Source organism: Velocimicrobium porci, from assembly GCF_009696045.1.
In the GTDB taxonomy this organism is placed as follows: Bacteria; Bacillota; Clostridia; order Lachnospirales; family Lachnospiraceae; genus Velocimicrobium; species Velocimicrobium porci.
The window spans coordinates 1-13,157 of the sequence record NZ_VUMT01000023.1 but is presented as its reverse complement, the minus strand read 5'-3'; the positions used below and the strand labels follow the sequence as shown (position 1 = coordinate 13,157).

Annotated in this window: 10 protein-coding genes; all 10 read right to left on the bottom strand. The window is 35.8% G+C overall.

Annotated elements, in window-relative coordinates; genetic code table 11:
* Positions 1-16: 16 nt before the first annotated feature.
* A complete protein-coding gene (locus FYJ58_RS12280) occupies positions 17-4,393 on the bottom strand; it encodes a PolC-type DNA polymerase III (RefSeq protein ID WP_154520021.1) in 4,377 nt (1,458 codons plus the stop codon).
* Positions 4,394-4,438: 45 nt separating this feature from the next.
* Complete coding sequence (gene ispG / locus FYJ58_RS12275; protein ID WP_154520020.1) at positions 4,439-5,497, bottom strand: flavodoxin-dependent (E)-4-hydroxy-3-methylbut-2-enyl-diphosphate synthase; 1,059 nt, start codon at positions 5,495-5,497, stop codon at positions 4,439-4,441.
* A gap of 13 nt (positions 5,498-5,510) precedes the next feature.
* The gene (gene rseP / locus FYJ58_RS12270) at positions 5,511-6,623 is read right to left on the bottom strand and encodes an RIP metalloprotease RseP (RefSeq protein ID WP_154520019.1); all 1,113 of its coding nucleotides are present in this window, start codon (positions 6,621-6,623) and stop codon (positions 5,511-5,513) included.
* 12 nt (positions 6,624-6,635) lie between these two features.
* Positions 6,636-7,784: a 1-deoxy-D-xylulose-5-phosphate reductoisomerase gene (locus FYJ58_RS12265; protein WP_154520018.1), complete on the bottom strand. Its 1,149-nt coding sequence runs from the start codon at positions 7,782-7,784 to the stop codon at positions 6,636-6,638.
* A 23-nt stretch (positions 7,785-7,807) separates the two neighbouring features.
* A complete protein-coding gene (locus FYJ58_RS12260) occupies positions 7,808-8,614 on the bottom strand; it encodes a phosphatidate cytidylyltransferase (protein ID WP_154520017.1) in 807 nt (268 codons plus the stop codon).
* 18 nt (positions 8,615-8,632) lie between these two features.
* Positions 8,633-9,349: an isoprenyl transferase gene (locus FYJ58_RS12255; RefSeq protein ID WP_154520016.1), complete on the bottom strand. Its 717-nt coding sequence runs from the start codon at positions 9,347-9,349 to the stop codon at positions 8,633-8,635.
* Between the two features lie 92 nt (positions 9,350-9,441).
* On the bottom strand, positions 9,442-9,996 hold the full coding sequence (gene frr / locus FYJ58_RS12250) for a ribosome recycling factor (protein ID WP_154520015.1): 555 nt from the start codon (positions 9,994-9,996) through the stop codon (positions 9,442-9,444).
* 20 nt (positions 9,997-10,016) lie between these two features.
* Complete coding sequence (pyrH, locus tag FYJ58_RS12245) at positions 10,017-10,721, bottom strand: UMP kinase (RefSeq protein WP_154520014.1); 705 nt, start codon at positions 10,719-10,721, stop codon at positions 10,017-10,019.
* Positions 10,718-11,971, bottom strand: a complete 1,254-nt coding sequence (locus FYJ58_RS12240; RefSeq protein ID WP_154520013.1) for a bactofilin family protein — start codon at positions 11,969-11,971, stop codon at positions 10,718-10,720. The genes pyrH and FYJ58_RS12240 overlap by 4 nt, the downstream gene beginning before the upstream one ends.
* A gap of 22 nt (positions 11,972-11,993) precedes the next feature.
* Complete coding sequence (locus FYJ58_RS12235; protein WP_154520012.1) at positions 11,994-12,944, bottom strand: polysaccharide deacetylase family protein; 951 nt, start codon at positions 12,942-12,944, stop codon at positions 11,994-11,996.
* Positions 12,945-13,157 lie beyond the last annotated feature (213 nt).

Genomic DNA, 13,157 nt, shown 5'->3' with positions numbered 1-13,157 from the left:
CATTATTTACAACACGCTATATTGTCAGAAAATCCATTAAAGACATTTGATTAGACTGTGGTAAATCACCTAAAAGTCCAAGCTCTGCCATTAAATCAACTACAGTTCCACTCACTTTACAGCGTTGCTTAAAATCATCTCTTGATAAAAACTTGCCTTGCTTTGCCGCTTCAACAATACCATCTGCTGCCTTATCTCCAAGACCATCAATACTGCTTAATGCCGGCATAAGCTTTCCGTCTATAATCTGAAAGTGACTTGCCTTCGCGCTATAAATATCAATTGGCATAAATTCATATCCTCTTGCATACATTTCCTGAACAATTTTCATATCCTTATAAGTATCCTGCTCCTTTTTAGTAAGTGTATTACTTCTCCTCCGATAATCTTCCATGTACATCTCTAAGCGTTCTCTTCCAAGACACATTAATTCATAGTTAAAAGCAGACGCACGGATGCTGTAATAAGCAGCATAATAGGCAAGTGGCTCATAAACTTTAAACCATGCAATTCGAAATGCCATCATAACATAAGCAGCTGCATGTGCTTTTGGAAACATATACTTGATTCGTTTACAAGATTCAATATACCAATCTGGAACACCGGCGTCAATCATTGCAGATTCCATATCCGGTGTTAAACCTTTTCCCTTACGGACACTCTCCATTATCTTAAATGCCAGTCCATTCTCTACTCCTGTATGAATTAAAAATGTCATAATGTCATCACGTGTACAAATCGCAGTTGACAAGGTACATTTTCCCTCACTGATAAAATACTGGGCATTATTTAACCATACATCCGTTCCATGAGAAAGACCAGAAATACGCACCAAATCCGAAAATGACTTTGGCTTTGTATCCCGAAGCATCTGCATAACAAATTCTGTTCCAAATTCAGGGATACCAAGACTGCCAAGGTCAAGCTCAGGTAAATCTCCCGGCTTGATATTTAATGCACTTGCATTGTCAAACAAAGACAACACCTTCTCATCATCTAAGCGGATTGATTTTGCATCCTTTCCCGTCAAGTCTTCTAACATACGAATCATAGTCGGATCATCGTGTCCAAGTATATCTAATTTTAATAAGTTATGGTCAATGGAATGATAATCAAAATGTGTTGTAATCGTTGTAGTTGTCATATCATTCGCCGGTCTTTGTACCGGCGTAAAGGAATAAATTTCTTCCCCAATTGGAAGTACTATGATTCCCCCCGGATGCTGACCTGTTGTTCTTCGAACACCGACACAACCTTCTACAATCCGTTCAATCTCTGCCCGCCGTTTATGAATTTCCCGTTCCTCATAATATTTAAGTACATAACCATATGCCGTTTTTTCTGCCAAAGTGCCAATTGTTCCGGCACGAAATGTCTGACCTTTTCCAAAGATTACTTCTGTATAGTCGTGGGCATGGCTTTGGTATTCCCCTGAAAAGTTAAGGTCGATATCTGGTTCTTTATCTCCGTAAAAGCCCAAAAATGTTTCAAATGGTATCTCATGCCCATCTTTATTTAATGGTTTTCCACAGACCGGACACAACTTATCCGGCATATCACAGCCTGACTTCCCTGCATATGCCTTCACTTCTTCGGAATCAAAGTCAGAGTAAAAACAATTGGTGCAATAATAATGTGCCGGCAACGGATTAACTTCTGTAATACCAGACATCGTTGCAACAAAAGAAGAACCTACAGAGCCCCTTGAACCTACTAAATAACCATCTTCATTTGACTTCCAAACAAGCTTCTGTGCAATAATGTACATAACGGCAAATCCATTACTGATAATGGACTTCAATTCTTTTTCCAAGCGTTCCTCTACAATTTTCGGAAGCTTTTCTCCATACATCGAATGTGCTTTGTCATAACAAATTTTTCTTAAATCTTCATCAGAATTTTCAATTACCGGTGGACATTTATCCGGACGTACCGGGTCAATTTTTTCTATCATGTCTGCAATCATATTCGTATTGGTTATAACAACCTCTTCGGCTTTTTCTTTTCCCAAGTAAGAAAATTCTTCTAACATTTCTTCAGTTGTACGAAGATATAATGGTGCCTGCTGGTCTGCATCTTTAAATCCTTTTCCTGCCATAATAATTCGTCGATAAACTTCATCTTCTGGATCCAAAAAATGCACATCACAGGTTGCTACAACCGGTTTATTAAACTCTTCGCCTAACTTGACAATCTTTTTATTTATCTCAATTAAGTCTTCTTCACTGTTAATATCACCATACTTGTCCGAACGAATCATAAATTCATTATTCCCAAGAGGCTGGATTTCCAAATAATCATAAAAGTTTACAAGACGAACAATTTCCTCCTGTGACTGCTGCCGTAAAATTGCCTGATATAATTCCCCCGCCTCGCAGGCAGATCCAATAATAAGACCCTCCCTATTTTCCTCAAATACACTTTTTGGAATACGCGGACGTTTACTATAATAATCAATATGGGCTAACGATACCAGTCGATACAAATTCATTCTTCCCGTATCATTTTTTGCTAAAATAACAGCATGATACGTTGGCATTTTTTTTATAACAGAAGCAGAAACTTTACTTAGCTTATTTAGTCCTTCCAAAGTCGTAATCCTCTGCTCTTTTAAACGCTCTGAAAGCTTTAAAAAGATTTCTGCAGTCGCACCGGCGTCATCAACTGCTCTATGATGGTTCTCTAAAGAAATATCAAGTGCCTTCGCAACAATATTTAACTTAAACTTATTTAATTCTGGAAGCAGTGCTCTTGCCATTCCTACTGTATCTACAACTGTAAAATTAGTTTCTATACCAAGCATTTTTGCTTTTTGTGTAATAAATCCAACGTCAAATTGAGCATTATGACCAACTAGTACACACCCCTCACAAAACTCTAAAAATTGAGGAAGAACTTCTTCAATCATCGGTGCATCAAGTACCATGTCGTCATTAATTCCAGTTAACTGCTCAATCTTAAACGGAATCGGAATATCCGGATTTACAAATGTACTAAAGCGGTCTGTAATTTTCCCATTTACCACCTTGACCGCTCCAATTTCAATAATACGGTCTTTGACCGGACCAAATCCTGTTGTTTCTAAATCGAACACAACAAAAGAATCCTCTAATGTTTGTCCTTGATCCATTTCTACAATCTGTTTTAAATCATCTACAAGATATGCTTCACAACCATAAATAATTTTAAAATCATCATCTTTTGATAGAGCATGGTTAGCATCCGGGAATGCCTGAACAACTCCATGATCGGTAATTGCCACCGCCTGATGTCCCCATGACTTTGCACGTTTTATCAGCGTTTTTGGATCAACAACTGCATCCATATCACTCATTAATGTATGTGCATGAAGCTCAACACGTTTCTTTTTGCTTTGATCAATACGCGGAACTGTAAAATCAGGTATCTTTTTTATTCCCACAATGGAACTAATTCCAATTTCTCTATCGTATCGATCCATCAAAGCCATTCCTTTTAACTTAACAAAGCTTCCTTCCTTCAGTTCTTTTGAAAGGTCTTCTACCTGTTCATTTTTCAAGAAAATCTTGCCGCAAATGGTATCTGTAAAATCGGTAACAGAAAAAGTAATAATTGTTTTTTCATTTCTCAATTCCCGGCTCTCGACTTTAAGTACTTTTCCATGGATGACAACCTCACCAATCTCATCCTGAATATCAACAATTTTAGTCAATTCTCCATCAAACGAACGACCGAAAATAATGTCCGGATCCTCGGGTAATTTTCGGAAACTTCGTTTTGCTTTTTCAAACGATTTTTTGGGCTGTTCATTTTTCTGGTTTTGTATTTTATTCCGTTCTTTTTCTTTCGTTTCTTTTCTATCATTTAATGTTTTAACAGGTGTATACGCAAATACCTCTTCTTCCGCTTCCTGTTCCTCTGCTTCATAGTAAGAAAATCCTACTTGAATCCCGAAACCACATCTTTCATTAAAGATTGCTTCCAATTTTTGTTTGATAATCTTAGAACGTTCCTTTATTACAAAGTTATCCTCACAAGAAAGAATCAATGTTTCTTCCTTAAAATGACATTCTGCACTTTTTAAAATATTAGCATCAATCACACTTTCCTCTCGAAACTCTTCTACAATACTATCGAAATAAATTGGCAATAATTTTTCCGGTGTATAACTTTCAGGCAATTCATATTTTAGAATAAAAATTAGCATAACAGGAGTACCAGAGAACAATTGCTTCTTCATCTGGTACTCCATCTTTTTCAAGTTCTGATATGAAATTAACCGCCTGCTCATCAAATATACCTTAAGCCGCTGATGATTTCTAGAGGCTACAACACGTTCGACAACAACATCTTCAAATAATTTTTGTAAATCCTGTCCAACCGATAGATTATCAAAGACTTCAAAAAATACCATGAACTTCCTTCTTTCATCCTTATTTTGAGATTATACTAACAAGTTTTAATTTTTGTTCCAATGAATTAATTCTTCTCGAAGCACATCCAATAGCTTTTCTTCCGGAACCTTCTTTACAACTTCGCCTTTCTTAATTAAAAGTCCCTCACCGATTCCTCCTGCAATTCCAATGTCAGCCTCTTTCGCTTCACCCGGACCATTGACCACACATCCCATAACGGCAACCTTAATATCTAAATCAATATCCTGTACCATAGCCTCCACCTTATTAGCAAGTTCAATTAAATCAATTCTTGTTCTTCCACAGGTAGGACATGATACAACCTCAATACCGCCTGTTCGAAGTCCCAATGTCCGAAGAATTAATTTTGCTGTCTTTATTTCTTCAATCGGAGCGCCGGTTAACGATACCCGAATGGTATCGCCAATACCCTGGGAAAGGATTGCCCCAAGTCCTACGGAGGATTTGACATTACCAGAGTAAAGAGTTCCTGCCTCTGTAATTCCCACATGAAGCGGATAGTCTGTTTGTTTTGCGATTAATTGGTGTGCTTTAATACACATTAACACATTCGAAGATTTTATACTGATAACCAAATTATCGTATCCCATATCTTCAATCAGTTTAACCTTATTTAGTGCACTTTCTACAAGTCCTTCGGCTGTAACAGAACCATATTTCTCAACTAGCTGTTTTTCTAAAGAACCACTGTTCACTCCAACACGAATTGGAATATTTCTCTCCTTCGCACATTGTACTACCTGCAAAATACGTTCTTTTGATCCAATATTGCCCGGATTAATCCGAATCTTATCTGCTCCATTTTCCATTGCTTTTATTGCAAGGCGGTAATCAAAATGAATATCTGCTACAAGTGGAATCGTAATTTCTTTTTTTATCTCCTTTAACGCATTTGCAGCCTCCATCGTAGGAACAGCACAACGAATAATATCACAGCCGGCAGACTCTAATAAATGAATCTGCTCTACTGTACTTTTTACATCTTCTGTTTTTGTATTCGTCATAGACTGGATTAAAATTGGATTTCCTCCTCCAATCTTGCGATTGCCAACTGTAATTACTTTTGTATGTTCTCGAACCATTACAAAATTCCTCCTATACTAAACGGCTGATATCATTAAACATAACAAGTACCATAATAATCATCAATGCAACTAATCCGATTAAGTGAACCATACCTTCCTTCTCTGGGTCAATCGGTTTACCACGGAGTGCTTCAATAAATAAAAATACAAGTCGTCCGCCATCTAATGCAGGAATTGGAAGTAAGTTCATAACCCCCAAATTGGCACTTAATAAAATACACATATTCATAACATTTAGTAAGACCATCTTAATTCCATATTCCGAGCTTTGCTCAATTACTCCTCCAACCATATCTACAATTCCAACTGGTCCTGCAATTTCATCTTTTCCAATTTTTCCTACAATTAATTGTCCCAATGATTGAACCGTTGTTTTAATCCAGTATTTTACCTCTACAAAACTATATTTTACAACCTCTGCCGGATTCGCTTTTTTATATGGTGTTGCGTAACCAAAACCAAGACGATAACGGTTTAATTCTTTATCCAATTTCGGTTGTACTGTTACACTTTTTATTTTTCCGTCACGCTCATAAGTAATATCCAGAGAAGAATCTTCTGTCAATGGGTTGAATTGAAAGTAAGCTCCAATTTCTCTTGCAAGAGAGATTTTTTCTCCATTAATTTCAAGGATTTTATCGCCTTTTTTTACCCCTGCTTCACTCATTGGGTAACCTGTATCAACGGAAGAAACAATAGACGGATCATACCCAATCGAACCAATTAAAATCATACTAAGTACAAATGCCAAAATAAAGTTAAAAAATGGTCCGGCAAAAATAACAGAAATTCTTGCCCAAACACCTTTTTTATTAAACGCATTCTCATCTTCTACCGTTTCATCCTCGCCAACCATCATACAAGAACCGCCTACAGGGAATATTTTCCAGGAATATTTTGTTTTTCCTTCCCATTCTTCACAATTCTCAAAGTTCTTCTGGGAAATAAAGAAACGAACCATATTTTTTCCTGTGTTTGTTTTTGCATAAGTGATAATTCTAGGACCCATACCAACAGAAAATTCAGTTACTGACACCCCATTCTTTTTCGCCAAAAGAAAATGTCCTAATTCATGTATTACTACAATTACAGTAAATATTAATATCGCTACAATAATATTCATAATAACCTCTTTCTAATTCCATTTTCTATTTATATTTTCATATGTTTCTTGTTCAATCGAAAGGATTTCCTCTAAAGTAGGATTTTCCTTCCATGTAGCCTTACTTAACGAATACTCAATTATTTCTGGAATTTCTAAATAGGATATTTCTCTATTTAAAAATTTTGCTACTGCAGCTTCATTTGCCGCATTAAACACAGTTGGCATACTACCACCTTTTTTCCCAACCTCATATGCAAGACGAAGGCCATAAAATGTTTCCATATCTGGTTTGCAAAAATCAATTTTTCCAATCTTTGTAAAATCAAGTCGTTCCCCTTCCACTGGTCTTCTTGACGGATAAAATAAAGCATATTGAATTGGAAGTCGCATATCCGGAGTACCAAGTTGTGCAATAACAGCTCCATCTTTATATTCTACCATCGAATGAATAATACTTTGTGGCTGAATTACTACCTCTATCTGTTCAAAATCGACATCAAACAGCCACTTTGCTTCGATGACTTCTAATCCTTTATTAATCATAGTAGAGGAATCAATTGTAATCTTTCGTCCCATTGCCCAGTTTGGATGTTTTAGTGCATCTTCTACCTGAATATTTTTTAACTCCTCTTTTGTTTTTCCTCGAAATGGTCCACCAGAGGCTGTCAAAAGAATCTTGCTTACTTCTTTTTTATTCTCTCCATGCAGAGCCTGGAAAATTGCAGAATGTTCACTATCAACCGGTAATAGTGCAACTTTATTTTCTTCTGCTAATGGCATAATTAAATGCCCTGCCGTTACAAGGGTCTCCTTATTTGCAAGGGCAATATCTTTTTTCGCCTTAATTGCCTCAATCGTAGGTCTTATCCCAATCATTCCAACGACAGCACCAACAACAATCTCTGCTTCCCGTTCTGTTGCACAGGCAATTAGTCCATCCATGCCGGATAAAATCGGTATCTTCAAATAAGATAATTTGTCTTTTAATTCTTTTGCTTTCTCCTCATCATATACGCATACAACATTTGGTTTAAATTCTAAAATCTGTTGTTCTAAAAGTTTAATATTACTTCCAGCAGCAAGTGCAGTTACTTTTAAATCTTTTTGATAGGCACGAACTACTTCTAATGTCTGTGTTCCAATTGAACCAGTTGAACCTAATATTGATATTTTCTTCATTTCTATACCCATATCTTTCCGAATTAAAATAAAATAGCAAGCATATATACTAAAGGTGCTGTAAATAGTATGCTGTCAAAACGGTCTAAAATTCCTCCATGTCCAGGAATTAAAGTACCATAGTCTTTCATATTATGGTTTCTTTTAATTGCTGAAGCTGTTAAATCTCCAAACTGAGATAAAACAGAAGCAAATGCTCCAATAACAGCAAACGCCAGAACCGGATTTTCTATTCCAGTAAGATTTGCTCTTACAAAATAAGCATACACTGCTCCAATTAAAGCTGCTCCAACAATCCCTCCAACGCATCCTTCCAGGCTTTTATGTGGACTTAACGTAGCCAATTTAGAAGGCAATTTATGCTTTCCAAATAAGTTTCCAACGCAATAAGCACAAGTATCTGATCCCCAGGCACCTGTAAAAATCAGCCATACAATCAATGCCCCATCTTCCAGGGTCCGAACCTGATAAATATAAGATAAAAGACCGCTTACATAAATAATTCCAAAAAATGCCATTGTGATATGCTCTGAGCGATATTTTGGATAACACAAAACATAAATCATAAGCTGAACAAGTAAACCTCCGGCAATAATATACAAAGCCCATTCTTTTTCTCCATATGCAATACATCCGTCCAGTAAAAGACTAATTACATATCCTGCAAAAGCAAGCGGAGAAAATTCCATTTTTAAAACGCGGTATAATTCAAATAAACCAATCAGAGAAATCAGTGATACAACTGCAAGTAAAACAGAACCGCCACAAGCCACTACTCCTATTGTTATTATCAATAATATCACACCGCTTACCAATCTCTTGCCAAACATAATTTCCTCCCGTAACTTCTATTTTACGCCACCAAAGCGTCTTTCTCTACTATTATAGTATTCCACAGCTTTTTTTAATTCCGCTTTATTAAAATCCGGCCATAAAACGTCTGTAAAATAAAATTCTGTATAAGCAAGCTGCCATAAAAGATAATTTGACAAACGCTGTTCACCACTTGTGCGAATTAGCAAATCAGGGTCTGGAATACCTTTTGTATCTAAATAATTGCTAAAACATGTTTCATTTATCTCATCAAGCGTAAGTTTGTTCTTTTCGTAATCTAGCATCATCTCTTTTATTGCACGAATGATTTCATCCCTGCTTCCATAATTTAAAGCTACCTGAAAATTAAGTCCGGTATTATTTTTAGAAACTTCTTCTAATTCAATAATTTTTTCCTTTAAATCTTCTTTCAGCGGTGTAATATCTCCTATAACACGCACTCTCATATTATTCTTCTTACTTGTTTTTAAACAGTTTTTCAAATAAGTTCCAAGCAATTTCATTAGCGCATCGACCTCTTCTTTTGGTCGTGACCAGTTTTCTGTTGAAAATGCGTATACTGTCAAATACTTAATTCCCATATTATACGCTTCTTCACATATTTTTTCAACTGTTTTACTCCCCTGCATATGCCCCGCATTTCGAGGGAATCCTCTTTTCTTTGCCCACCTGCCATTACCGTCCAAAATAATTGCAACATGATTTGGCACATTTTGTTGTGTTTCTTCCATTCGTCTTTTCCTCCACAAAATATACATAGGCTTAAGAAAGTGCCTCGAAGTCACTTCGAGGCACCTCTTTATCCAATGTTTTCAACAAAAACTTATACAGTAAGTATTTCCTTTGATTTTGCTTCGATTGCTTTATCAACTTCTGCAATATATTTATCTGTTAATTTTTGAACTTCTGTTTCTGCTTGCTTTAATTCGTCTTCTGAAATTTCATTTGCTTTATTTTGTTTTTTAAAGCTGTCATTTGCATCTCTTCGAATGTTACGGATTGCAACCTTTGCATTTTCACCACGTTTTTTAACATCTTTTACCAATTCTTTTCTTCGTTCTTCTGTAAGTTCCGGAAAAACAAGGCGAATACTCTTTCCATCATTACTTGGTGTAAGTCCTAAATCAGAAGCTAAAATCGCTTTTTCGATATCTTTTACTAAGGAAGCTTCCCATGGTTGAATCATAATTACTCTTGCTTCTGGCACAGATACATTCGCAACCGATTGAAGGTTGGAAGGCTGTCCATAATAATCTACTTTAATTTTATCCAATAAATGTGGATTTGCTCTACCGGCACGAATTGATGTATATTCTTCCTCCAAATTGGCTAAAGATTTTTTCATCTTGTCCTCAAATTTTGCAATTTCTGTACTCATTTTTTTTCCTCCTATATCTTTTAAACAGTAACTTTTGTACCATGAAAGGCACCACTTACTGTATTTACAATACTATTTTCTTCATTTAATCCAAATACAAGTAATGGCATTTTTTGTTCTAAACACATAATCGTTGCCGTTAAATCAATGACCTTCAATTTTTTATCTAATACTTCCTGCATAGAAACTACGTCATATTTCTTCGCATCTTTGTTTGTCTTTGGGTCACTGTCATAGACACCATCAATTGCTTTTGCTAACAAAATAACGTCTGCTTCCATTTCGATTGCCCGAAGTACAATACCGGTATCCGTTGAAAAATAAGGATGTCCGGTTCCTCCTGCAAAAAATACTACCATTCCTTTTTTAAAATATTTATTTGCTCGATCCTTTGAAAATAACTTTGTCATTGTTCCACATTCAAATGGGGTAAGAATCTGAGTTTTCATTCCAACATAACGGAAAATTTCGGACACATAAATACAGTTCATCACTGTTGCAAGCATACCAATCTGATCCGCCTTTGTACGGTCAATTGTTTCGCTTGTTCTTCCACGCCAGAAATTACCTCCGCCAATAACAATACCGACTTCAATCCCTTTGTCTACTAGCTGCTTAACTTGATTTGCAACTTTAATACAAGTTTCTTCATCAAATCCCTGTTTCTTTTCTCCAGCCAAAGCTTCTCCACTAAGTTTTAGCATTACTCTTTTATATTCGCTCATTTTTCCTCATTCTCTCCATCAAAAAAATTATCAATATTAACATTTGCATAAGTCAAAGAACAATATCCATCAATTATGGCTCCGTTATTTACCTGAACTGACTTAGCTTTAATATTCCCCTTTATAATAGCGGTAGAGTCTACTACAATCGGTCCATTTACATCAATTTCACCCTTTACCGCACCTGCAATTACAGCTGATGTCGCTTTGATGTCACCTAATACAACTGTTCCTGCACCTAATTTTACTGTTCCTCTACTTACAAGGTTTCCTTGTAATTTTGTTGTATTTACAAATATTTCAGATGCTTTTAAATTGCCCGCTACATGTCCTGTTATCGACAGTTTTCCAAGACATTCAATATCGCCTTTTACAGTACCCATAATCTCTAATGAACCATCAGAAATAATATTACTCGCAATTCTGGTTCCTTTCGTGATTACAGTCACTTCAGTAGCTGCATCGGTAGGAATTGGCTCGCCTTCCTCCTCTTGAGCGAGCAGTTCAGGCTTATCTTCTTCTTCCATTGAATCTGCTAATTCATCCGGCATAACAAACGGTTCTTCTGTTTCATTTTCATCACTATCATGAAGCATTTGTTCAATCAAGTCTGTTTCAACATTCTCCTCTTCGAAACTCATGGCTTGCTCTAAATTGTCATCTAAGTTAAGCATGTCTTCTTCCAAATCACTATCGTTTACTAACAGATTTCCTTCTTCAAGCGGATATACAGGTTCTTCTAAAGCAAGCTCTTCCTCTGAATTCATAAGATTTTCCAGATTCAAATCATCATCCGGCAGTGTTTGAAACTCATTCTCTGCTTCATCTGTCATAATCTGACTTTCAAACTCTTTTATCAAATCACTTAAATCATCGTCTACCTCTTCAGGGTCCTCAATTTCATGTTTTTCTACTTCAGGCTCATCTGCAGATAGTTCAATTTCCTTATTCTCATCTTCCAAATTAAAAGCTGCAGAAGCCTCCAATGTACTAGAAAGTTCATCGCCCAATGTACTTACAATTGGTTCATCTGCTGATTTTAATATCGCATCAAAGTCAATTTCATCTGTATCAGACAGCAAATTTTCTTCCTTATCCTTATCATTGCTATCTTCTTTTATATCATTCAATCCTAATAATTCATCATCCAGATTGTCAACGTATTCTTCATCTCCTAAAAGGTCATCTTCAGGTATCAATTCGTTCACAGCCTGAGACAGGTCTTCTTTTAAATCTTTAAAAAAATTCATATTCCATGTACCTCCTGTGTTTCTATTTCACAGATTCAGCTTTCACATGCTGAATTGCTTTTGTATATTTTGTTATTGGAAGAATTACATAATCTTCTTTCTGCAATTTTTCTATCAAAGCCGGTAACGATTTTACCGTTGTATTCTTTGATACCATATCATGCATAAGTACAATTGATGTATCATGTTGTCTTATTCCCGACATCACACTGTTTATCATCTGTTCTGAAGATAGCTTTTTACCCGTTGCATCTCCATTGATTACATTCCAATCAAAATATGTAATCCCTTTTTTATTCAAATAAGATATGAAATTTGTCATAGGAAGATTACTCACTGTATTACTGCTTCCTCCCGGGAAACGATAATATTTCGGTCTTTCTCCTGTCGCTTCATATAACAAATCACTTAATTTATTAAAATCTTCATCAAACATTTTTACCGATTCATAAATCTTGTCATATTTATGAGTATAAGAGTGCATTGCAAGTGTATGCCCCTCTTTTACGATTCTTTTATACATCTTTATCGAATGTTCATCACTTTTTCCAATAACAAAAAAAGTAGCCTTTATATCATATTCGGCCAAAACATCTAATAATTCATCTGTATATTGCCCAGGTCCATCATCAAATGTCAAATATACCTTTTTTTCCTTAATTGTTTTATCAAGCTCTTCCTCTTTTGTTAATTTTTCCGAGTCCTTGCCTTCCCATTGTTCTTTCGTTTTGGTATCTGCTGAATACACAATTGAAGAAGCAACCTTCTCTTCTGAAGTAAATTCTTCTATATTATTCTTTTTTGCTACTATAGTGTCTACACGGCTCTCCAGCTTTTCAATTTTAAAAAATAATAACAGACAGCAAACAGTAAGCAATAATAATGTTACAATTACAACGGCTACTATTAGTTTTTTTAATCGTCGTACTCTTTTTCTTCTTTCATCCACGTTTCTATGGCTTATAGTTTCCATCTTCTCACATTGCCATCCCTTCGCAAAATCTTACAAATACATTTTAACACACTTATTCTGATTTTCCAAACACTATTTTTCTTTTCATAAAAAAGTGTCTTCGACACTTCAACTCCCCTGCCCTCAATCTTGAGGGAATTTAGGGGTTTCTTTTTGTTAATTTTTCCTGCATAATAGGGTTATGAATATCTTACAAAGAATCTTTACCGACTA

Coding starts and splice junctions, on each gene's coding strand:
- FYJ58_RS12280 (WP_154520021.1), bottom strand. CDS start 4,393: ATGGTATTTTTTGAAGTCTTTGATAATCTATCGGTTGGACAGGATTTA.
- ispG (WP_154520020.1), bottom strand. CDS start 5,497: ATGGTTCGAGAACATACAAAAGTAATTACAGTTGGCAATCGCAAGATT.
- rseP (WP_154520019.1), bottom strand. CDS start 6,623: ATGAATATTATTGTAGCGATATTAATATTTACTGTAATTGTAGTAATA.
- FYJ58_RS12265 (WP_154520018.1), bottom strand. CDS start 7,784: ATGAAGAAAATATCAATATTAGGTTCAACTGGTTCAATTGGAACACAG.
- FYJ58_RS12260 (WP_154520017.1), bottom strand. CDS start 8,614: ATGTTTGGCAAGAGATTGGTAAGCGGTGTGATATTATTGATAATAACA.
- FYJ58_RS12255 (WP_154520016.1), bottom strand. CDS start 9,349: ATGGAAGAAACACAACAAAATGTGCCAAATCATGTTGCAATTATTTTG.
- frr (WP_154520015.1), bottom strand. CDS start 9,996: ATGAGTACAGAAATTGCAAAATTTGAGGACAAGATGAAAAAATCTTTA.
- pyrH (WP_154520014.1), bottom strand. CDS start 10,721: ATGAGCGAATATAAAAGAGTAATGCTAAAACTTAGTGGAGAAGCTTTG.
- FYJ58_RS12240 (WP_154520013.1), bottom strand. CDS start 11,971: ATGAATTTTTTTAAAGATTTAAAAGAAGACCTGTCTCAGGCTGTGAAC.
- FYJ58_RS12235 (WP_154520012.1), bottom strand. CDS start 12,944: ATGGAAACTATAAGCCATAGAAACGTGGATGAAAGAAGAAAAAGAGTA.